Annotated in this window: 17 protein-coding genes; 11 read left to right on the forward strand and 6 right to left on the reverse strand. The window is 72.0% G+C overall.

What is annotated here, in order from left to right:
* Window positions 1–55 precede the first annotated feature (55 nt).
* The gene (locus H288_RS0109460) at window positions 56–376 is read left to right on the forward strand and encodes an Hpt domain-containing protein (RefSeq protein WP_020092345.1); all 321 of its coding nucleotides are present in this window, start codon (window positions 56–58) and stop codon (window positions 374–376) included.
* A gap of 133 nt (window positions 377–509) precedes the next feature.
* A complete protein-coding gene (locus tag H288_RS0109465; protein WP_020092346.1) occupies window positions 510–830 on the forward strand; it encodes a 2Fe-2S iron-sulfur cluster-binding protein in 321 nt (106 codons plus the stop codon).
* A gap of 169 nt (window positions 831–999) precedes the next feature.
* Here the strand turns inward: H288_RS0109465 and H288_RS0109470 are convergent, their stop codons facing one another.
* Window positions 1,000–2,175, reverse strand: coding sequence for a VWA domain-containing protein (locus tag H288_RS0109470; RefSeq protein WP_020092347.1), 1,176 nt, complete (start codon window positions 2,173–2,175; stop codon window positions 1,000–1,002).
* 335 nt (window positions 2,176–2,510) lie between these two features.
* Here H288_RS0109470 and H288_RS0109475 point away from each other — a divergent pair, with 335 nt between their 5' ends.
* Entirely contained in the window at window positions 2,511–2,918 is a 408-nt protein-coding gene (locus tag H288_RS0109475; RefSeq protein ID WP_020092348.1) for a hypothetical protein, read from the forward strand.
* 76 nt (window positions 2,919–2,994) lie between these two features.
* On the opposite strand, the gene H288_RS0109480 is transcribed toward H288_RS0109475, so the two are convergent.
* Window positions 2,995–4,839 carry a cation:proton antiporter gene (locus H288_RS0109480; protein WP_020092349.1) on the reverse strand — a complete coding sequence of 615 codons (1,845 nt, stop codon included), beginning with the start codon at window positions 4,837–4,839 and terminating at the stop codon, window positions 2,995–2,997.
* 310 nt (window positions 4,840–5,149) lie between these two features.
* On the opposite strand from H288_RS0109480, the gene H288_RS0109485 reads away from it, so the two are divergent.
* From H288_RS0109485 to H288_RS0109515, 7 genes are all read left to right on the forward strand, one after another.
* A complete protein-coding gene (locus H288_RS0109485) occupies window positions 5,150–6,409 on the forward strand; it encodes a hypothetical protein (RefSeq protein WP_020092350.1) in 1,260 nt (419 codons plus the stop codon).
* Entirely contained in the window at window positions 6,406–7,047 is a 642-nt protein-coding gene (locus tag H288_RS0109490; protein WP_020092351.1) for a hypothetical protein, read from the forward strand. Before H288_RS0109485 ends, H288_RS0109490 begins: the two co-directional genes overlap by 4 nt.
* Window positions 7,048–7,280: 233 nt before the next feature.
* Window positions 7,281–8,132, forward strand: a complete 852-nt coding sequence (locus tag H288_RS0109495; protein ID WP_020092352.1) for a MoxR family ATPase — start codon at window positions 7,281–7,283, stop codon at window positions 8,130–8,132.
* A 64-nt stretch (window positions 8,133–8,196) separates the two neighbouring features.
* Window positions 8,197–9,147 carry a 3-hydroxyacyl-CoA dehydrogenase family protein gene (locus H288_RS0109500; protein ID WP_020092353.1) on the forward strand — a complete coding sequence of 317 codons (951 nt, stop codon included), beginning with the start codon at window positions 8,197–8,199 and terminating at the stop codon, window positions 9,145–9,147.
* On the forward strand, window positions 9,144–9,902 hold the full coding sequence (locus tag H288_RS0109505) for an SDR family oxidoreductase (protein ID WP_020092354.1): 759 nt from the start codon (window positions 9,144–9,146) through the stop codon (window positions 9,900–9,902). Before H288_RS0109500 ends, H288_RS0109505 begins: the two co-directional genes overlap by 4 nt.
* Window positions 9,903–9,920: 18 nt before the next feature.
* Complete coding sequence (locus tag H288_RS0109510; protein ID WP_020092355.1) at window positions 9,921–10,808, forward strand: 3-keto-5-aminohexanoate cleavage protein; 888 nt, start codon at window positions 9,921–9,923, stop codon at window positions 10,806–10,808.
* A 262-nt stretch (window positions 10,809–11,070) separates the two neighbouring features.
* On the forward strand, window positions 11,071–12,300 hold the full coding sequence (locus H288_RS0109515) for an ABC transporter substrate-binding protein (protein WP_020092356.1): 1,230 nt from the start codon (window positions 11,071–11,073) through the stop codon (window positions 12,298–12,300).
* Between the two features lie 158 nt (window positions 12,301–12,458).
* Here H288_RS0109515 and H288_RS0109520 read toward each other — a convergent pair whose 3' ends face one another.
* Window positions 12,459–13,328 (reverse strand): aldo/keto reductase family oxidoreductase, encoded by an 870-nt coding sequence (locus H288_RS0109520; protein WP_020092357.1) that lies wholly within the window; start codon window positions 13,326–13,328, stop codon window positions 12,459–12,461.
* A gap of 92 nt (window positions 13,329–13,420) precedes the next feature.
* Between H288_RS0109520 and H288_RS0109525 the strand changes: the two genes are divergently transcribed.
* Entirely contained in the window at window positions 13,421–14,341 is a 921-nt protein-coding gene (locus tag H288_RS0109525; protein WP_020092358.1) for a LysR family transcriptional regulator, read from the forward strand.
* Here the strand turns inward: H288_RS0109525 and H288_RS0109530 are convergent.
* The 3 genes from H288_RS0109530 to H288_RS0109540 form a co-directional block, all read right to left on the reverse strand.
* The gene (locus H288_RS0109530; protein ID WP_026604797.1) at window positions 14,325–17,486 is read right to left on the reverse strand and encodes an autotransporter domain-containing protein; all 3,162 of its coding nucleotides are present in this window, start codon (window positions 17,484–17,486) and stop codon (window positions 14,325–14,327) included. The genes H288_RS0109525 and H288_RS0109530 overlap by 17 nt on opposite strands.
* 411 nt (window positions 17,487–17,897) lie before the next feature.
* Window positions 17,898–19,676, reverse strand: coding sequence for a methanol/ethanol family PQQ-dependent dehydrogenase (locus H288_RS0109535; RefSeq protein WP_020092360.1), 1,779 nt, complete (start codon window positions 19,674–19,676; stop codon window positions 17,898–17,900).
* Window positions 19,677–19,710: 34 nt separating this feature from the next.
* On the reverse strand, window positions 19,711–20,307 hold the full coding sequence (locus H288_RS0109540) for a TIGR00730 family Rossman fold protein (protein WP_020092361.1): 597 nt from the start codon (window positions 20,305–20,307) through the stop codon (window positions 19,711–19,713).
* Window positions 20,308–20,432: the final 125 nt, after the last annotated feature.

Below are 20,432 nucleotides of genomic sequence, written 5' to 3' on the forward strand. Positions count from 1 at the left end.
ATTGTGTGGATCAGATCCGCAATCCCCGACGAATCCGGATGCCGGGAGCCCGAGCATGCAGGCCATCGACCCCGCGGAACTCGAGGCCCAGACCGGCGGCGACGCCGATCTGGCCCGTGAGGTTCTGGAGCTGTTCGCCGGCCAGTGCCGGTCGATCCTGCCGCGCCTCGCCGACCCGGCCCTGCCGCGGGCGCAGCGCGCCGACCTCGCCCACACCCTGAAGGGCTCGGCCGCGGGCGTCGGGGCGATCCACGTGCGGGCGCTCGCGGACGCCGCGGAGACGCGCCTGCGCGCCGGCACCGGGGCGGTGCCGGTCGACGACCTCGCGGCCGCGGTCGCGCGGGCGCTGGCGGAGATCGCGGAGGCGCGCGCCTGACGGTGTCGCCCAATGCGGCGATCGATCCGGGACCGGTGTCTAATGCCGCGCTTGCATTCCGCGTTTCCAGCCGCCAAGCAGGCACGCCGCCCGTCGGACAGATTGCGCTCGACGCGAGCCCGGAGCCCCCAGCATGCCCAAGATCACCTACGTCGACCACGCCGGGACGGAACGGACCGTCGAAGGCAGCGTCGGCGCGACCGTGATGGAGACGGCTATGCGCAACAACGTCCCGGGCATCGACGCGGAGTGCGGGGGCGCCTGCGCCTGCGCCACCTGCCACGTCTACGTGGCCGACGCCTGGATCGACACGGTCGGCAAGGCGCAGGACATGGAGCAGGACATGCTGGATTTCGCCAGCGACGTCCGCGAGAATTCCCGCCTCTCCTGCCAGATCAAGATCACGCCGGCGATGGACGGCCTCGTGGTGACGACGCCGTCCCAGCAGGGCTGAGACGGAAACCGTCTCGGTCGCGCGATCCCCGCCCGTCCTCGCGAGCGCAGCGAAGCGACCCAGGGTGGCACGACGTCCGCGTATGCGGCGCTGCTGGATCGCTTCGCTGCGCTCGCGAGGACGGCATCGCCTCCGGTCGCGTCGCGCTGTGAGGCCGTAAAGGCACCTGTCATCGCACCAGCGCCCGCGCCGCGGCGTCGAGCCCGTCCAGGGTGAGGGGGAACATCCGACCGGCGACAAGCCGCTGCATCATGCCGATCGACTGGGTGTAGCCCCAGTGCGTCTCGGGCACCGGGTTCAGCCACGCCGCCTTCGGGAAATGGTCGAGGAGCCGCTGCATCCAGGTGGCGCCCGCCTCCTCGTTCCAGTGCTCCACGGAGCCGCCGGGCGTCGCGATCTCGTAGGGGCTCATCGAGGCGTCACCCACGAAGACGAGCCGGTAGTCGCTGCCGTAGGTGCGGATCACGTCGAGGAGCGGCGTCTTGGCCTCGTGGCGCCGCCGGTTCTCGGTCCAGACCGCCTCGTAGGGGCAGTTGTGGAAGTAGTAGTGCGCGAGGTGCTTGAACTCCGAGCGCGCCGCCGAGAACAGGGCCTCCGCCTGCTCGATGTGCCAGTCCATCGAGCCGCCGACGTCCAGGAACAGCAGCACCTTCACGGCGTTGCGCCGCTCCGGCCGCAGCTTCACGTCGATGTAGCCCTGGCGGGCGCTCGCGCGGATCGTGCCGTCGAGGTCGAGCTCCTCCGCCGCGCCGGTCCGGGCGAAGCGGCGCAGGCGCCGCAGCGCCAGGCGCATGTTGCGCGCGCCGATCTCGCGGTCGTCGTCGAGGTCCTTGAACTCGCGCTTGTCCCAGACCTTCACCGCCCGGAAGTTGCGGTTGCCGTCCTGGCCGATGCGGATCCCCTCGGGATTGTAGCCGTAGGCGCCGAAGGGCGAGGTGCCGCCGGTCCCGATCCATTTCGAGCCGCCCTGGTGGCGCCCCTTCTGCTCGGCGAGGCGCTGCTTCAGGGTCTCGAACAGCTTGTCCCAGCCGAGCGCCTTCAGCTCCGCCTTCTCGGCCTCGGTCAGGTACTTCTCGGCGAGCTTCCTGAGCCATTCCTCCGGGATCGCGGCGGGCTCGACCGCCTCGCCCAGGGTCTCCAGCCCCTTGAACACCGTGCCGAACACCCGGTCGAACCGGTCGAGATGCGCCTCGTCCTTCACGAGCGCGGTGCGCGACAGGAAGTAGAACGCCTCGACGTCGTGCTCCGCGAGGCCCCGGTCCAGGGCGCCGAGCAGGGTCAGGTACTCCTTCAGGGAGACGGGGACCTTGGCGTCCCGGAGGGCCGTGAAGAACTGCAGCAGCATGCCGGGAGAACGCGCCAGCCGGGCGTCCGGGTCAAGCCCGCGCGAATCGGTCGGCGCGCCGCCGAGCGTGGCAGGACTTTTCCGAAGGACTTCCGAGTCTTCGCCGATGGTCGACAAGATTCAGCCCCGTCGGCAGCGCCGATTCCGGCGCCCAAACGAGTCTCTCCGACCCGATGGGACTCATAACCTGGGCATAAGTCGTCGAATCTGTTGATATGTGACCGGACAAGCCTCGCCCAGTCACTCAATCGGTCATGGGAATCGCTCAACTCGGGACATCGAGTGTGTGCGGACGCGGCAGCGCGGCCGACACGGAGCTAGCGAGGAGACCTGCGATGGCGGTCATCCTGCGGAATCTGACGGAATTCAAGCGGTTTCTCGGGAAGCCGGGGGCGACGATTCAGCTGGTGCGCAACACCTTCATGGACCGCCAGCCGGAGGCGACCCGGGACGCCTACCGCGACAAGGGCATGTACGCCCCGCGGGCGGTGCAGGCCCTGTCGCGCAAGGCCGCGGTCTTCACCCTGCGGGGCTATCCCGGGACGGTCTGGCTCTACTGGGACAAGGGCGCCCGCGGCTGGCGCTTCTCCGGCGACACCGTGACGGTGCCCCTGGTCACCGGCCTCGGGCCGGCGGACGAGCTGGTCTACCGGTGCAGCTTCGCCGACGGGTTCGAGCCGGCGCCGCGCAGCCGCGCGGCGCGGCGGGCCAAGCACGAGGACGCGCACCCGGTCCTGATCTGAGCGGGGCCCCCGGGACCTCCGCTCGGATCTCCCGCCTCAGGCCGCCCCCTCAGGCCGCCCCCTCTAGGCCGCCCCCTCAGGCCTCCTGGCCGGCCGCCTCCTGGCGCTCGGGCTCCCGCTTGACCGGGGCCTTGCCGAGTGCCTTCCCGACGGTCCGGCGGGCCCGGAAGATCGGCTTCGACTCGCCCTCGCGCTTCTTCAGCAGGGCGCGGTACTCGTCCCGCCGCTCGTGGATCGACGCGATCACCAGCCCCATCGGCACGCCGACATCGACCAGCACGGCCTCCGACAGCTGCAGCGAGGCCTCGATCGTCTCCGGGACCGCGTCGTCGACGCCGAGCTCGTAGAGCGAGGAGGCGTGGCGGGCGTCGCGGGCCCGGGCCACGATGGTCAGGTCCGGCCGCTCGGCGCGGGCCGCCGCCACCGCCGCCTCGACGGCGCGGGGATTGTCGAGGGTGACGACCAGCGCCCGGGCCGTGGCGATGTCGCAGCGGCGCAGCATCTCGGTGTTGCCGCTGTCGCCGAAATAGACCGGCGCCCCGGCACGGCGCTGCTCGGCCACCCGCGCGGCGTCGGAATCGAGGGCGATGTACGGGATCTTGTGCCGCTCCAGCATCTCGCCGACCTGCCGGCCGACGCGGCCGAACCCCGCGACGATCACCCGGTTCCCCACGCGCTCCGGCACCGGCTCCGCCTTGGCGGTGGCCTGGGCGCTGGCGGTCGCCCGCAGCTTGAGCCGGCGGCCGACGGCGGCGAGCGCCGGGATCATGATCATCGTGACCGTGGTCACCACGAGGGCCGCCGCGCCGACCTCCTCCGGCACCAGGCCGGTGGCCATGGCGCCGCCGATCAGCACGTAGGCGAACTCGCCGCCCGGACCGAGGAGGAGCGCCGTCTCCAGCGCCACCGGCCGGGGGATCTTCAGCACGGGGGCCGCCATCATCACCACGGCGGCCTTGATCAGGACCAGCGCCAGCGACAGGCCGATGATCGCCCCCGGCGTCGCCATCAGCTGCGCCGGGTCGAGGTTCATGCCCACCGAGACGAAGAACACGCCGAGCAGCAGGCCCTTGAACGGGTCGATCGTCGCCTCGATGGCCCGGCGGTACTCGGTTTCGGCCAGCAGCAGGCCGGCCACGAAGGCGCCCAGCGTCATCGACAGGCCGCTCGCCGCCGCGGTCAGCGCCGTGCCGACGATGACCAGCAGGCAGGCGGCCATGAACAGCTCGGTGGAGCGCGTGCGCGCCACGAGCTGGAACAGCGGGCGCAGGGCGAGGCGGCCCGCCACCACGATCAGGGCCAGCGCGATCGCCGCTTGGCCCAGCGCCAGGGCGAGGGCCCAGCCCTTGTCGCCGCCGTCGTCGCGGCCGAGCACCGCGATCGCGAACAGGGCCGGGGCCACCGCTAGGTCCTGGAACAGCAGCACCGCGAAGCTCGTGCGCCCGGTCGGCGCGTTCAGCCGCTTCTGCTCGGCGAGGACCGGCAGGACCACCGCGGTCGACGACAGCGCGAGGCCGATGCCGACGATCACCGCGCCGGTGAGCGGCACGTTGAGCCCGTAGAGGATCGCCCCGAGGATCAGCGCGGAGCAGCCCACCTGCAGGGAGCCGAGGCCGAAGACCAGCCGGCGCAGCACCCGCAGGCGCTCCCACGACAGCTCGATCCCGATCATGAACATCAGGAAGATCACGCCGAACTCGGCGAGGTGCGAGATCTCGGCCCGGTTGCCGATGGTGAAGAGGTGCACGGAGGGATAGGTGTCGGCCAGCCGGCCGAGGCCGAAGGGTCCGAGCAGGGCCCCGGCGCCGATGAAGCCGAGCACCGGCGAGATCCGCAGGCGGTGGAACAGCGGCACCACGATGCCCGCTGTGACGAGAAACAGGATCGCTTCCTTGTAGGAGCCGGCGTGGACCTCTGGCATCGGCGGCGGATCGAACCTCGTCTCTCGGGGGTGGGGAGCGCCGCTCACGGCCGCGCGATCATGGGTCGGCGGCGCCCTCGGAGCAACCGGATTCGGCCGGCGACCGGTCCCGCGGACGTGCGTTCCGACACAAGCCGGATACAGGCGCGGGTGAGACATTTCGGTCACCGGCACGCGGGATGCGGACGGCATCCAAAGGAGGCATGCGGTGAAGGCGTGCAACGCGGCCCAAAATCGGCACAATGCGCGCATACACGCCTGAGTTAACCGGGGGTTAAGCTCGGCCGGGCTCGGCCCGGAACTGGACCGGATGGATGCGACGAGGCCGATGATCTCCATCAAATCGATATTTGCCGGTCCGGCAGCGCCCCCCAGCCGCGACCTCGAGCGCGAGAAGCGCGAGTGGAAGCTCGAGTCGGACCGCTGGCGGCACCAGCGCCACGTCGAGAAGGGCTACCGCATCAAGTGGGGCTACGTGGCGATCGCGTACCTCGTCGAGTTCATGGTGATCGGCGCCTCGCTGTGGGGCGCGTGGCTGTTCGCGGGCGTCTACAGCGACGGCGACTGGCACGCCTTCTACTTCATGCTGCTGGCGCCGCTGGTCTACGCCGCGGTGGAGCTGTGCCGCGTGCCGCTCGGCATCCTGGCCCGGACCCAGCGCTCCTACTTCGTGCGCGGCCTCGCCGTGCTGGGCATCATCTTCGCGGCGGGCGTGACCACCAAGTCGGTGTCGCAGCTCGGCGAGATGATGTTCCATCCCCGCCTGATGGAGGCGGCCCGGACCAAGACCGCCCTGAAGGACGCCCAGGCCGACCGCGCCACGATCGGCGACCGGATCAAGGCGGCCGACGAGCGCGTGGCGCAGTACACGGCCGAGCTCGACCAGATCGAGAAGCGCTCCGCCGACAACGCCCAGCAGCTCGCCGGCCTCCCGGCCCAGCGCTGCGAGCGGGTCTTCGGCACCAACAGCAAGGGCCGGAAGTACCAGAACCTGAAATGCGTGGCCGATCCCCGCGTCGCCGCCCTGTCGCAGGGCGTCGCCAAGGCGTCCGCCGACCGCGCCGGGATGATCAAGGACCTGGAGGAGGCCCGCAAGGCGCGCGCCGCCCTCGATCCGGGCGCCGCCGACCGCCGCGTGGCCGATGCCGAGCAGGGCTACCGCAACGCGGTCAACCGCTCGCAGCTCCACTCCTTCACCGCCATGGTCTACGGCGTCGACCCGATCGACGTGACCGAGAGCCAGGTCCACGCCTTCCTGCGGATCTTCGTGTTCCTGCCCGCGGTCTGCGCCGCCTTCGCGTCGACGATCCTGGCGCTCTGCGCGGTCTCGACCCGCCGGACCTTCATGGACGAGGACGATCTCGGCGCCGCCGTGAACCCGGAGGCGGCCCCCTACATGCTCGACGCGATCGCCGACGCCCTGCGCTCGCACCCCGAGCCGATCCTGCCGCGCGCCGCCAACGCGTCGGGCGCGGTGATCCCGATGAACCGGCCGGCCCAGGGCCAGCAGGCGCTGCCGAACCAGACCCATCCGGGCCCGACCCTCCCTGCCGCTGGAGCCGGCGCATGAACTACGTCGCGAGCGGGACCCCCGAGAACATCGCCCTCGCCCAGCAGGTGAATTCCCGCCTGCGGGCGGATTCGAGCTACGTCGCGGCCCGGGCCTTCCTGTTCCGGGCGCTGGGCTTCGGCGCCTTCGCGTGCCTCGCGGGCATCGGCGTCGGCGCGGCGGCCTACGGCTGGGCGACCCTGAACCAGTTCGACACCGCCGCCGAGAAGATCGCCGCCGCCATGCAGGCGGCGCTCTCGGACGTGACCCTGAAGACCAAGGGCGAAGTCACGCTCACCGACAACACCCTCAAGCTCGAGGGCCTGCCCAAGGCGCCGGCGACGCCGACGCCCACCAAGGCGCAGCTCGGCAACGACGCCGCCCCGGCCTCCAAGGCCGCGGTGAACACGACCTTCACGGTGTTCAAGCAGGTGCCCTACCTCGACGGGCAGATCGTGACCGGCTGGAACTTCAAGGACAGCGCCGAGCAGCCCTACCAGCAGTACTGCTACTTCTCCCGCCGCTCCAACGAGGCGAAGGGCCAGGTCGAGATCAAGATCGACCTGGCCATGGACGGCAAGACCCTGCCGCAGCCGCAGAAGTCGGACGTCAACCTCGAGATCCTCGCCCGGAACTGCGTCTGGCACGAGAAGGGCTGAGATCGCTCGCGGCGCCACCGTCCTTGCGAGCGAAGCGAAGCAATCCAGGGTAGCGCCCCGCCTCCGAACGTCCCGCTGCTCTGGGTCACTTCGCTTCGCTCGTGATGACGGCGTGGACCATCGGGCGGGCGCATCAGCCGGCACCGACTGGGACGGCCGGACGGGGACGGCGCTTGCGGCCCGGCGGCGCGGCGCGCTACCCCTTGGCCCGAGCCCCTCTCTCCGAGACCGCGATGCGCTTTTCCGGAACCGAGACCTACGTCGCGACCCCCGACCTCACCGCGGCGGTCAACGCCGCCGTGGTCCTGGAGCGGCCGCTCCTCGTGAAGGGCGAGCCCGGGACCGGCAAGACCGTGCTGGCCGAAGAGATCGCCAAGGGCTTGGGCGCGCCGCTGATCGTCTGGAACATCAAGTCGACCACCAAGGCGCAGCAGGGGCTCTACGAGTACGACGCGGTCTCGCGCCTGCGCGACTCCCAGCTCGGCGACCCTCGGGTCTCGGACATCTCCAACTACATCCGGCGCGGCAAGCTCTGGGAGGCGTTCACCGCGCCCGAGCGCCCGGTCCTGCTCATCGACGAGATCGACAAGGCCGATATCGAGTTCCCCAACGACCTGCTGACCGAACTCGACCGGATGGAGTTCCACGTCTACGAGACCGGCGAGACCGTGAAGGCCGTGCGCCGGCCGATCGTGATCATCACGTCGAACAACGAGAAGGAGTTGCCGGACGCGTTCCTGCGCCGCTGCTTCTTCCACTACATCAAGTTCCCCGATTCCGAGACGCTGCAGCGCATCGTCGACGTCCACTATCCGGGCATCAAGCACCGCCTCGTCGAGGAGGCCCTGCGGACCTTCCTGGCGATGCGCGAGGTCCCGGGCCTCAAGAAGAAGCCCTCGACCTCGGAGCTGCTCGACTGGCTGAAGCTCCTCGTCTCCGAGGACATCACCCCCGAGACCCTGCGCGAGCAGGACGGCCGCAAGCTGATCCCGCCGCTGCACGGGGCGCTCCTGAAGAACGAGCAGGATGTCAGCCTGTTCGAGAAGCTGGCCTTCATGATGCGCCGGGACCAGCGCGGCGGCTGAGGCCGGACGGACGACCCGAGGATTCCCGCGAGAGGAGCCCGGGGCAGGGACAGGAGCGTGCGGCATGGGCGAGATCGCGATCGTCGGCGGCGGCGTGATGGGGCACGGCATCGCCCTGGTGCTGGCGCTCGCCGGCCACGGCGTGCGGATCACCGACACGCGGCCCGAGACCCGGGCGCGGATCCCCGGCCTGATGGAATCCGCCCTCGCGACCCTGCGGGAGGCCGGCGCCGCCCCGGAGGGCTGGGATGCCGCGCGGCTCGCCCGGGCCGTCCGGGTCGAGGCGGCGCTCGACGCGGCGGTCTCGGGCGCCGGCCTCGTGATCGAGGCGATCACCGAGAACCCGGAGGCCAAGCGCGCGCTCTTCTCCGAGCTGGACCGGCTCTGCCCGGCCGACGCGATCCTCGCCAGCAACACCAGCTACCTCGACGTCTTCCCGCTGATCCCGGAAGCCCGGCAGGCGCGGGCGCTGATCCTGCACTGGTACACGCCGCCCTACATCGTCGACCTCGTCGACGTGGTGCCGGGGCCCGGCACGGACCCGGCGGTCGTCGCCGCCATGGCCGAGTTCGTGCGCGGCCTGGGCCAGGTCCCGATCGTGCTGAAGCGCTTCATCCCGGGCTACGTCGCCAACCGCATCCAGCAGGCGATCAGCGCCGAGGTGTTCCGGCTCCTCGACGAGGACGTCGCCGCGCCGAAGGACATCGACGACGCGATCATCCACGGGCTCGCCTTGCGCATCCCGATCCTCGGCCACCTCGCCAAGGCGGACTTCACCGGCCTGGAGCTGACGCAGCGGGCGCTCGCCAACGGCAGCTACGCGCCGCCGCCGCCTCGCACCCGCTCCGAGACCCTCGACGCCCTCTGCGCCGAGGGCCGGACCGGGGTGATGGCCGGCAAGGGCTATTTCGACTGGGGCGGGCGGCCGCCGGAAGAGCTGTTCCGCGAACGCGACCGCAAGCTCCTGGCGCTCAAGGCGGCGATGGCCGGGATCGGCCGGATGGAGGGATCATGATCGGAGCGGACCTGTCCGGACGGCGCGTCCTCGTCACCGGAGCCTCGTCGGGGATCGGGCTCGCGACCGTCGCGATCTTCGCCCGCAACGGCGCCACCGTGGCGCTGAACCACCTGCCGGACGATCCCCGCGGCCCCGAAGAGGCCGCCCGGCTCGCCGGCGCCGGATTCTCGGTGATCGCGCTGCCCGGCGACGTGTCGCGGGCGGGCGAGGCCGAGGCGATGGTGGCGGCCGGCATCGACCGGCTCGGTGGCCTCGACGTGCTCGTCAACAATGCCGGCACGTCGGGCACGACCACGCCCATCGCCTTCGAGGACCTCGACGCGATGACCGAGGATTTCTGGGCCACGATCCTGGCGACCAACCTGCTCGGGCCGTTCCGCTGCGCGAAGGCCGCGGCCGCGACCCTCAAGGCGAGCCGCGGCGCCATCGTCAACACCGCGTCGGTGGCCGGCCTCGGGCGGCGCGGCTCGTCGGTCGCCTACTCGGCGAGCAAGGCCGGACTGATCAACCTGACCCGCAGCCTCGCCCGGGCGCTGGCGCCGGACGTGCGCGTCAACGCGGTGGCGCCCGGCCTCGTCGCCACGCCCTGGACCGAGCCCTGGTCGGAGGAGCGCAAGGCCTCGACCGTGGGGCGCACGATGCTCGGCCGCATGGCCCGCCCGGAGGACATCGCCGAGACGATCTTCTTCCTGGGCGCGGGCGCGGCCTACATCACCGGCGAGACCATCACGGTCGACGGCGGAGCGATCTGACGCTCGGGGAGCACAAACATGGCGAGCACGACCGTCATCACCTGCGCCCTCACGGGCTCCTTCGACACGCCGCGGAAGAACCCGGCCGTGCCGGTGAGCCCGGAGGCCATCGCGCAGTCAGCCCTCGAGGCCGCCGCCGCCGGGGCGGCCGTGGTCCACATCCACGTCCGCGACCCCGAGACGGCCGCGCCGAGCATGGAGCTCGCCCATTACCGCGAGGTGGTGGAGCGGATCCGCGAGAAGAACGACGCCGTGATCCTCAACCTGACCACGGGGGCGGGAGGCCGGTTCGTGCCGGGCGACCCCAACCCGTCGGTCGCCGGCCCGGGCACGACCTTCGTGGGACCGGAGGCCCGCACCCGGCATGTCGGGGCGCTGCGGCCGGAGATCTGCACCCTCGACATCGCCACGATGAATTTCGGCGAGCACCTGTTCCTCAACACCCCCGGCCACCTGCGGGCGATGGCGGGCCACATCCGCGACGCGGGCGTGAAGCCCGAGATCGAGGTGTTCGATCTCGGCCAGATCGAGCTGGCCCGGCACCTGATCGCCGAGGGGCATCTGGCGCGCCCGCCGCTGTTCCAGATCTGCCTCGGCATCCCCTGGGGGGCGCCCGCGACGCCGGAGGCCCTCGTGGCGATGCGCGCCCGACTGCCGGAGGACGCGGTCTGGTCAGCCTTCGGCATCGGCCGGGAGGAGTTCCCGATCCTCGCGGTCGCCGCCGGCATGGGCGGCAACGTCCGCGTCGGGCTGGAGGACAACCTGTACCTGTCCCGAGGCACGCTCGCGCCGAGCAACGCCGCCCTGGTGGAGAAGGCGGTGAGCCTGCTGGCCCACATCGACCGGGAGCCGGCCACGCCCGATCAGGCGCGGGCGATGTTTGGATTGACGCCGCGGGGCGGTTGAGAGGCCGATCGCCGCCGCTCCCCGTCATCGCGAGCGCAGCGAAGCGACCCAGGGCAGCGCGACCTCGGCGAGCGTGGTGCTGCTGGATTGCTTCGCTCCGCTCGCAAAGACGGGGGCAGCACCTCGCGAGGGCTGCCCCTGACGGATCGCCGGCATCCTCACGCGCACCCGTTCCAGCCGCGGACCGCCGCGGATACTCTGCCTTCGGAAACATTCCGAGCGGCGATCAACGCCGCCGGGTGGACACGACAGGGAGAGAGACATGACGCTCCGCCACCGCGCCGCGGCGCTGCTCGGGAGCTTGTGCGCGCTCGGCGCCGGCGCGGCGCTCGCGGCCGACCTCGTGCCGGTGAAGATCGGCGTGCTGAACGACCGCTCCGGCGTCTACTTCGACTCCACCGGCGAGGGCTCGGTGGTGGCCGCCCGCATGGCGGTCGAGGACTTCAAGCCGGAGGAACACGGGCTGAAGGTCGAGGTCGTCGCCGCCGACCACCAGAACAAGCCCGATGTCGGCGCCTCGATCACCCGGCAATGGTACGACCGCGACGGCGTCGACGCGGTGTTCGACGTGCCGACCTCCTCGGTGGCGCTCGCCATCGCGCAGATCACCAAGGAGAAGAACAAGGCGTTCATCAACTCGGGCGGCGGCACCGCCGACCTCACCGGCCCGGCCTGCACGCCCAACACCGTGCACTGGACCTACGACACCGCGGCGCTGGCCAACGGCACCGGCAAGGCCATCCTCAAGCGTGGCGGCAAGTCCTGGTACTTCATCACCGCCGACTACGCCTTCGGCCTCGCCCTGGAGCGCGACACCAAGGCGGTGGTGGAGAAGAACGGCGGCAAGGTCGTCGGCGGCGTGCGCACGCCGTTCCCGAACCCGGACTTCTCCTCGTTCCTGCTCCAGGCCCAGGCCTCGGGCGCGCAGGTGATCGGGCTCGCCGATGCCGGGCTCGACGCCGCCAACGCCATCAAGCAGGCGCACGAGTTCGGCATCCGCCAGGGCGGCCAGACGCTCGCCGCCCTGCTGATCGCCATCACCGACATCCACTCGCTGGGCCTGGACGTGGCGCAGGGCCTCGCCTTCACCGCCTCGTTCTACTGGGACCTCAACGACGGCACCCGGGCCTTCGCGGAGCGGTTCGAGAAGCGCATGCCCGGCAAGAAGCCGACCTCGTACCAGGCGGGCGTCTACGCCAGCACGCTGCACTACCTGAAGGCGGTGGCGGCCCTGCACTCGGCCAAGGACGGCGCCGCCGTGGTCGCCAAGATGAAGGAGATGCCGACCGACGACCCGCTGTTCGGCAAGGGCACGATCCGGCCGGACGGGCGCAAGATCCACCCGATGTACCTGTTCGAGGCCAAGGCGCCGTCCGAGTCGAAGGGCGCGTGGGATCTCTACAAGGTGCTGGAGACGATCCCGGCCGAGCAGGCCTTCCGCCCGATGAGCGAGGGCGGCTGCCCGATGGTGGCCGGCATGACGGCGAAGTAGGCCTCGGGTCGCTCCTTTCCGCACCGCCGTCCTTGCGAGCGGAGCGAAGCGATCCAGACGGCGCGACGCCGACCGTCGTCGCGCTGCCCTGGGTCACGTCGCTGCGCTCGTGGTGACGGTGAGGGAGCCTCCAACCGAAGCGTCCGGACGGAAACCGTTCACGCCGCCCCGATCCGATCCAGCGCCGCCATCGCCTCATCCGGGAGCGCGAGCGTGGCCGCCGCGAGGTTCTCGCGGAGGTGGCCGAGGGACGACGTCCCCGGGATCAGCAGGATGTTGGGCGACCGGCGCAGCAGCCACGCCAGCGCCACCTGCATGGGCGTCGCGCCCAGCCCGGCCGCCACCGCCGACAGGGTGTCCGACTGCAGCGGGCTGAACCCGCCCAGGGGGAAGAACGGCACGTAGGCGATCCCGGCCGCCGCCAGATCGTCGACGAAGGCGTCGTCGCCCCGATGGGCGAGATTGTACTGGTTCTGCACGCAGACGATGTCGGTGATCCGCCGCCCGTCCGCGACCTGCCGGGGCGTCGCGTTGCTCAGGCCGATCCGGCGGATCAGCCCCTGGCGCTGGAGATCCGCCAGCACCGTCAGCGGCGCCTCGATCGAGCCTTCCGCGGGGCCGTGGACGTCGAACATCAGGCGCAGGTTGACCACGTCGAGGGCGTCGACGCCGAGGTTGCGCAGGTTGTCGTGGACCGCCCGGGTGAGGTCCTCGGCCGAGAAGGCCGGGTTCCACGAGGCGTCGGCCCCGCGCTCGGCGCCGACCTTGGTGACGATCACGAGCCCGTCCGGATAGGGGTGCAGCGCCTCGCGGATGATCTGGTTGGTGACGTGCGGCCCGTAGAAGTCGCTCGTGTCGATGTGGTCGACCCCCGCCGCCACGGCCGCGCGCAGCACCGCGACCGCGGCCGCGCGGTCCTTGGGCGGCCCGAACACGCCCGGCCCGGCGAGCTGCATGGCCCCGTAGCCCAGGCGCTTCACGGTGCGGTCGCCGAGTTGGAAGGTCTCGGCCTGCGCGAGATCGGTCATGGCAAATCTCCTGTTGGTGGCCCGGATGTAGACGCCCGTTTTTGCGTCGATAAGCCGTGACAATCGGCACGGCCTGTGCGGATTCCCGAACGATGTCCCAGGATCTCACGGACCTCGCCGCCTTCGTGACCGTGGCGCGGGCCGGCGGTTTTCGCGACGGCGCCCGGGCGAGCGGCGGGAGCGCGTCGAGCCTCAGCGAGGCGGTGCGCCGGCTGGAGGCGGGGCTCGGCGTACGCCTCCTGAACCGCACCACCCGCAGCGTCGCGCCGACCGAGGCGGGGGCCCGCCTGCTGGAGCGGCTCGGGCCGGCGCTCGCCGAGGTGGAATCCGCCCTCGACGTGGTGAACGGGTTCCGCGACCGTCCCGCGGGCACGCTCCGGCTCAACGTGCCGCTGAGCGCTGCCCGGCTGGTGCTGCCGGCCCTCGTGCCGCCCTTCCTGGCGGCCTACCCGGAGATCCGCCTGGAAGTGGTGGTCGAGGACGGGTTCGTGGACGTGCTGGCGGCGGGCTGCGACGCCGGCATCCGCTACGACGAGCGGCTGGAGCAGGACATGATCGCCGTGCCGATCGGCCCGCGGCGGCAGCGCTTCGCCACCGCGGCGGCCCCGGCCTATCTCGAGAAGCGCGGCCGGCCGGACCATCCGCGGGATCTCCTGGAGCACGCCTGCCTGCTCGGGCGCTTCCCCAGCGGCGCCCTGACGGCGCCGTGGGAGTTCGAGCGCGACGGCACCATCGTCCGGGTGGACCCGTCCGGCCCGCTGATCGTGCGGGTCGCCGCCAGTGACCTCGCGGTCGAGGCGGCGGTCGCCGGCACCGGGATCGTCCACCTGTTCGAGGACTGGCTGCGGCCGCATCTCGACAGCGGCGCCCTGGAGCCGGTGCTGGAGCCCTGGTGGCAGGTCTTCTCCGGCCCGTTCCTGTACTATCCCGGCCGGCGGCACCTGCCGGCGCCGCTGCGCGCCTTCGTGGACTTCGTCGGCGCGCAGGCGTCGCGCGCTAGAACCGGAGGGTGAAGCGGCCCGTCACGGCCTGGTCCTGGGCGCGGGCTCCGGTCTGGCCCGTGTAGGCCACGCCCAGGCTCGCGTCCGGCGCCACCGCCAGGTCCAGGCCCACCTGCGCCACCAGCGCGTCCCGGGCGATCGGCACGCCCGCGCTCAGGAAGGCCGGGCCGCCCGCCCCGAAGGCCAGCAGAGCCGTCGGCACGACGTCGCCGAACGCGCGCCGGTAGCCGACGAGACCGCGCAGCGTCACCGGCAGGCCGAGGCCCAGGTCCAGGCGCGCCTGCGCCCGCACGCCCACCGTCGCCGCGCCGAGGTCGTAGTCCCGCGCGAAGCTCGCCAGCGCCGCCGCGCCCCCGGCCTCCGCGAAGGCGCCGCGCCGGATGCCGACATAGGCCCCGCCCGCGAACGGCTCGACGAAGCGCGCCGCCGGCGTGCCCAGCGCGATCCTCCAGCCGATCTCGCCGAAGCCCTGCACCGTGGAGCCGCCGCCGTGCCCGCTCAGCGTGTCGGCCAGGCCGTACTGCACCGCGCGGCGGGTGCGCGCGTCCGTGTCGGCGTAGAGCGCGCCGAGCCGCAGCGACAGCGGGCCGAGCTCGTAGCCGCCGTACAGGCCGCCGAACCCGCTCCTGAGCGTCGCGCTCTCCGCCCGGCTTGCGCCGCCCGCCCGGCCGGCGCTGTCGAGGAAGGCCTCCGTGTAGCCCCCGACCGCGCCGAAGCGCAGCCCGCTGGGGAGCCGCACGTCCGCGCCGGCCGCGAAGCCGGCGATCTGCCGGTCGAGGTCGAACGCGTTGCCGCCGCCATCGGCCGTGCCGAGGGCGCCGAGGCCCTGGCCCCAGAGCCCGAACACCTGCGGGTCGAGGGTGCGCACCGGCACAGTCGCCACCACCGGGGCCCGGCCGGGCCGGTCGGCCGCGTCGGCGGCCGGCAGGGCGCCGGCGTCGAGCCCGGCACCGGGATCGCCCCAGCGCAGGCGGTCGAGCACCGCCTCGCGCACGAAGAAGGCGGTCTCGTAGGCGGTGGACACGGTGCCGGCGTGGATGTCGCCGGCCAGCGCCCGGAAGCCGCTGCCGGCCTCGTTGGCCGTGAAGGCGACCGCCGCGTCGTAGAGCCGGCCGGCGCCGATCGCCTGGATCGCGTTGGCGGCGGCCGCGCCGTTGCGCGAGGTAGCGCTGGCGGCGAAGGGCACGTCGTTGCGGGTGAGCGTCAGGTCGACCGCGTCGGTCCGGTAGCGCAGGCCCGGGGTGAGGAAGGCGAGGTTCGCGGTCACGCCGGCGAACCGGCCGGAGACGCCGCCGGCGGCGGAGAGGATCGTGTAGGTGGTGCGCGGGTTGTAGGCGCCGGAGGCGGCGCGCACCTGGACGGTGCCGCCCGACAGGGTGGCGGTGCCGGTGGCGGCGATCCGGTCGGCCCGGCCGGCGGCGTCGGCCTCGACCCGGTAGGTCGACCCCGGCGCCAAGCCGACGTTGCCGGCGACCGTGAGCGTGCCGATGGAATTGCCCGGCGCCACCGTGGCGCCCGCGAGCGCGACGATCCCGCCCAGCGTGCCCGAGCCGCCGAGCTCGGCCCCCGGCAGCACCGACACGACCGAGTGGGCGAGGCCGCCGTTCACGACGAGCCGACCGGCCTGCACCGCGGTGGCGCCCGTCAGCGTGCTGAGCCCGGTGAGCGTGAGGGTGCCCGCCCCGGTCTTGGTGAGGGTCCCGGAGCCCGAGACGGCGTTGGCCAGCGTCCCGTCGGTCGATTGATCCACGACGAGCGCCGCGTCGTCGACGATGGCGCCCGTGCCGAAGGCGCCGGCATGGCCGACGAGCGTCCCGCCGCCGATCGTCGTACCGCCCGCGTAGGTGTTGGCGCCGGTCAGGACCAGCGTCCCGCTGCCGAGCTTCACGAGGCCGCCCGCGCCGCCGATGCCGTTGCGCCAGACGTCGTAGGCCGAGAACCCGCCCCGGGCCGCGTCCATCGTGACGGTGACCGTGCCGTTGAAGGCGCCGTAGCCGTCGGCGGCGGCGAACAGGTTGATGCGGTCGTAGCCCAGCCCGTTGTCGAGGAAGCCGCCGGAGGGCAGCTCCGTGGTCGCGATCACGTCGCGGCGCTGCGCCGCCGTGAGGTAGGGAAAGCGGGTCGCGAGCAGCGCCTCGGCACCCGCCGGGACCACCGGCGGACGGTCCGTGGGCCCGACCGGTGGCAGGCCGTAGGTCAGGCGCGCCGTGTAGGCGGCCTTGTTGCGCGCGTAATCGGAGAACCGGTCGGTGGCCGGATCCACGGGCGCGTGGGCGCACCGCTCCAGCGGGCCGCCGCAGGCCTGGCTCAGGTAGCTCTGCGCCTGCGCGAAGGCCTCGCCCAGCAGGGCCGCGTTCGCGGGATCGTTGAGTGCCCGGATGGCGAAGTAGGTCGCCAGCACGCGGCCGCCGATCACGTCGGTGGGCGAGTGCATGCCCGCCTCGATCCGGTTGTCGCCGAGCTCGCTCGCGCGGGTGAGCAGTTCCTGGAAACGCTGCGGGACCGCGTAGGCCAGGGCGAGGGCCGAGAGATAGGCGGCGTTGGTGTGGCCGCTCGGGAAGCCGCCATCCGTCGCGGGGGTCGGGCTCTTCTCCGGCCCAAGGGAGGGCGGCACGACGAGGCCGAGGCTCTGGCCGTCCAGGCTCTGCCGCCAGGGGCGCGGATAGCTGTAGGCGTCCTTGGCCGGGCCGGTGGAGGCGTTGGTCCGGAACGCGTTGACCAGCTGCACGACCTTCCCGAGGGGCGACGTCGTCACGCCGGCACCGGTCCCCTGGTCAACGTACTGCACGCGCGACGTGGTCGCGTCGAAGGCCGGGATCGTGGTGGTCGCCCCCGATCCCGCCAGATAGGCCCGCGTCAGCGGCCCGAGGCCGTCGATGACGCTGTAGCTCTGGTTGCGGCGGTCGTCGTAATAGGCGGCGATCTCCTGCGCGCCGGTCCGCTCCCGCGCCCGCTCGGCGACGATCTGGATGTTGCGCAGCAGGAGGGGCGCCCCGAGCGCCGTGGGCGATCCGGTGTCGTAGGTCCGTCCGGGGATCCAGATCCGCCGGAAACCCGACAGGATGTCGACGCCGTTGCCGGCCGTCTGCGCCTGGGCGCCCGGACCGAGCAGCACGACCGCCAGCGCGGCGAGTGAGACCCCATATCCTCGTGTCATGACGCGCTCCCCGACACCGCCCCGTCCGGCCGGTCGCGCGCCCCATATCCAAGATCATCGAGGTCAGATCGTCATAGTTCGTTCAAAATCGGACGCATTTTCGATTCGTATCCTCTGAGCAACACTCTGTGAGGCGGCTTATTTCTTATAGCTATGTTTGAGAAATTGGAATTTTTACTTCTGAATTTGCCCGAACAGCACTTCTGACCGGTCATCGATCGCCGTGAGCGGCGCGGCCGCATCTGGATAGGCCCGCCCGAGGCCGGCCACCGGCGCCGGTGACGGGGTCATGCGGGACAGGAGAGGTGGCCCGGGATGCGTCCAGCCAGACCCGGCGCGGGAGCGCCTCGGAAGGTCGGGGAGATGCCGTGCGAATCGCCCGGCGGCGCGTGCGGACGCCGCCGGGGCGGCTCACTGCGGCAGTTCGAACACCGTGAGCTGCCCGCCCGGCGCCGTGTACTGCGACAGGGCCGCGTAGCCCCCCACCGCCCCCGAACCGTCCGCGGGGTCGGTCAGCCCGGCCGCCAGGCCGATCCCGGCCCAGCCGCCGACCCCGGACAGCACCGCGACGTACTGCTTGCCGCCGTGCAGGTAGGTGGTGACGTTGCCGACGATCCCGGACGGGGTCTTGAACCGGTACAGCTCGTGCCCGTCCCGGGCATCGACCGCCTTCAGGTAGCCCTCCAGCGTGCCGTAGAAGACCACGTTGCCCGCCGTGGCGAGCGCCCCCGACCAGACCGAGAACGGCTCCGGGATCGTCCAGGCGATCCGGCCCTTCGCGCCGTCCCAGGCGATGAACGCCCCGGTCCGGTCCGAGCCCTCGGGCGGGTGCAGGGTGAGCGTCGCGCCGACATAGGGCTGGCCGGGCGTGTAGGTGACCCGGAACGCCTCGTAATCCATGCACATGTGGTTGGTCGGCACGTAGAACAGCCGCGTCTTGGCCGAGTAGGCGGCCGGCTGCTGGTTCTTGGCACCGAGCGCCCCGGGACAGATATTTTTGGTTGCTTCGTCCTCGTCGGCCTCGCCGGGGGCGTAGCGCTTGTCGACCACCGGCTTTCCGTAATCGGGCGCGGCGGGATCCACGCTGATCCGGCTGGCCCAGTTCACCGTGGGGTCGAACTTCTCCGCCACCAGCAGCGCGCCGGTGGCCCGGTCCAGCGTGTAGCCGAAGCCGTTGCGGTCGAAATGAGTCAGCACCTTCCGGGCGCGGCCGTCGATCACCTGCTCGGTGAGGATCATCTCGTTGACGCCGTCGTAGTCCCACTGGTCGTGGGGGGTCATCTGGTAGACCCAGCGGGCGATGCCCGTATCGGCGTCGCGGGCGATGATCGCCTGCGCCCATCGGTTGTCGCCCGGGCGCTGGTTCGGGTTCCAGGTCGAGGGATTGCCGGTGCCGTAATAGACGAGGTTCAGGTCCGGATCGTAGGAGAACCAGCCCCAGCTGCAGGCGCCGCCGGTCCGCCACTGGTCGCCCTCCCAGCTCTTGAGCGAGGAATCGCGGCCGACCGGGCGCCCGAGCGCGGTGGTCCTCTCCGGATCGACCAGCATGTCGGCGTCCGGCCCGGTGGCGTAGGCGCGCCAGAGCCGCCGGCCCGTCGCCTGGTCGTAGGCCGTCACGTGGCAGCGCGCCCCGTACTCGCCGCCCGCGAGCCCGACGATGAGCTTGCCGCGCACCGGCAGGACCGTGGCGGTGTTGGTCTCGCCCCGGCCCGGGTCGCCGTTCCTCACCGACCACAGCACCCGGCCGGTCTCGGGGTCGAGCGCCACCACGGTGGTGTCGGCCAGCTGGAGGAACAACCGCCCGTCCGCGTAGGCGAGCCCCCGGGAGACCGTGTCGCAGCACATCACGGCGATGACGCTCGCGTCCTGCCGCGGTGCGTAGCGCCACAGGATCCTCCCGCCCCGGTCGAGGTCGAGGCCGTAGACCACGTTGGGGAACGGCGTGTGCACGAACATCAGGTGTCCGACCACGATCGGCGCACCCTCGTGGCCGCGCAGGACGCCGGTGGAGAAGGTCCAGGCGACCTTCAGGCGCCCGACATTGCCGGCGTCGATCTGGTCGAGGGCCGAGTAGCGGGTGTTGGCGTAGTCCAGGGTCTGCAGGACCGGCGACGGGCCGGCCGCCGCCGCGGAGGCGAGGCCGGCGAGCGGCAGGGCCGCGAGCAGTGAAGCACGCATCGACGCACGCATCCTCGTGATCCTCATCGCCGCGCGGCGCGCGCACCTACATGCGCTGCTGGACGATGCTCTCGGCCTGGGGGTCCGGCTCGTGGCCGGCCGCGCGGAGCATCGGCACCACCTCGGCCGCCTCGCGCGCGACGAGGTAGCTCAGGTCCAGGCCCTCGCGGATGAAGCCGTGGCCGCGCATGTGCTCGAACAGGGCCAGCAGCGGCGCCCAGAACTCCGCCACCGAGACCAGCACCACCGGCTTCCGGTGGCGCCCGAGCTGCGCCCAGGTCAGCTGCTCGACCAGCTCCTCCAGGGTGCCGATGCCGCCCGGCAGGGTCACGAACGCGTCCGAGCGCTCGAACATCAGGCGCTTGCGGGTGTGCATGTCGGAGACCACCACGGTCTCCTGGATGTCCGCCAGCATGTGCTCGCGCGCCTGGAGGAAGTCCGGGATGATGCCGGTGACGTGGCCGCCGGCGGCGAGCGCCGCCCGCGCCACCGTGCCCATCAGCCCGACATCGCCGCCGCCGTAGACGAGGCCCATCCCGGCCTGCGCGACCGCGGTCCCGAGGATCTCGGCGGCCTCGCGGAAGGCCGGGTCGCGGCCGAAGCCGGAGCCGCAATAGACACAGACTGTCCTCACCGGAGCCATCCGGCGTCCTCCTCGCGCGTCCGTTGCGAGCCGTCCAGATCGCGCCCCGCGCCCAGCACTCCACGTGCCAAACTGCTGAATTCGCGTGGGATTCACCCGCCTGGGCGGCAGGACGGCTTGGTGTG

Source organism: Methylobacterium sp. 285MFTsu5.1 (genome assembly GCF_000383455.1).
Classification (GTDB): domain Bacteria; phylum Pseudomonadota; class Alphaproteobacteria; order Rhizobiales; family Beijerinckiaceae; genus Methylobacterium.

Coding starts and splice junctions, on each gene's coding strand:
- H288_RS0109460 (WP_020092345.1), top strand. CDS start 56: ATGCAGGCCATCGACCCCGCGGAACTCGAGGCCCAGACCGGCGGCGAC.
- H288_RS0109465 (WP_020092346.1), top strand. CDS start 510: ATGCCCAAGATCACCTACGTCGACCACGCCGGGACGGAACGGACCGTC.
- H288_RS0109470 (WP_020092347.1), bottom strand. CDS start 2,175: ATGCTGCTGCAGTTCTTCACGGCCCTCCGGGACGCCAAGGTCCCCGTC.
- H288_RS0109475 (WP_020092348.1), top strand. CDS start 2,511: ATGGCGGTCATCCTGCGGAATCTGACGGAATTCAAGCGGTTTCTCGGG.
- H288_RS0109480 (WP_020092349.1), bottom strand. CDS start 4,839: ATGCCAGAGGTCCACGCCGGCTCCTACAAGGAAGCGATCCTGTTTCTC.
- H288_RS0109485 (WP_020092350.1), top strand. CDS start 5,150: ATGGATGCGACGAGGCCGATGATCTCCATCAAATCGATATTTGCCGGT.
- H288_RS0109490 (WP_020092351.1), top strand. CDS start 6,406: ATGAACTACGTCGCGAGCGGGACCCCCGAGAACATCGCCCTCGCCCAG.
- H288_RS0109495 (WP_020092352.1), top strand. CDS start 7,281: ATGCGCTTTTCCGGAACCGAGACCTACGTCGCGACCCCCGACCTCACC.
- H288_RS0109500 (WP_020092353.1), top strand. CDS start 8,197: ATGGGCGAGATCGCGATCGTCGGCGGCGGCGTGATGGGGCACGGCATC.
- H288_RS0109505 (WP_020092354.1), top strand. CDS start 9,144: ATGATCGGAGCGGACCTGTCCGGACGGCGCGTCCTCGTCACCGGAGCC.
- H288_RS0109510 (WP_020092355.1), top strand. CDS start 9,921: ATGGCGAGCACGACCGTCATCACCTGCGCCCTCACGGGCTCCTTCGAC.
- H288_RS0109515 (WP_020092356.1), top strand. CDS start 11,071: ATGACGCTCCGCCACCGCGCCGCGGCGCTGCTCGGGAGCTTGTGCGCG.
- H288_RS0109520 (WP_020092357.1), bottom strand. CDS start 13,328: ATGACCGATCTCGCGCAGGCCGAGACCTTCCAACTCGGCGACCGCACC.
- H288_RS0109525 (WP_020092358.1), top strand. CDS start 13,421: ATGTCCCAGGATCTCACGGACCTCGCCGCCTTCGTGACCGTGGCGCGG.
- H288_RS0109530 (WP_026604797.1), bottom strand. CDS start 17,486: ATGACACGAGGATATGGGGTCTCACTCGCCGCGCTGGCGGTCGTGCTG.
- H288_RS0109535 (WP_020092360.1), bottom strand. CDS start 19,676: ATGCGTGCGTCGATGCGTGCTTCACTGCTCGCGGCCCTGCCGCTCGCC.
- H288_RS0109540 (WP_020092361.1), bottom strand. CDS start 20,307: ATGGCTCCGGTGAGGACAGTCTGTGTCTATTGCGGCTCCGGCTTCGGC.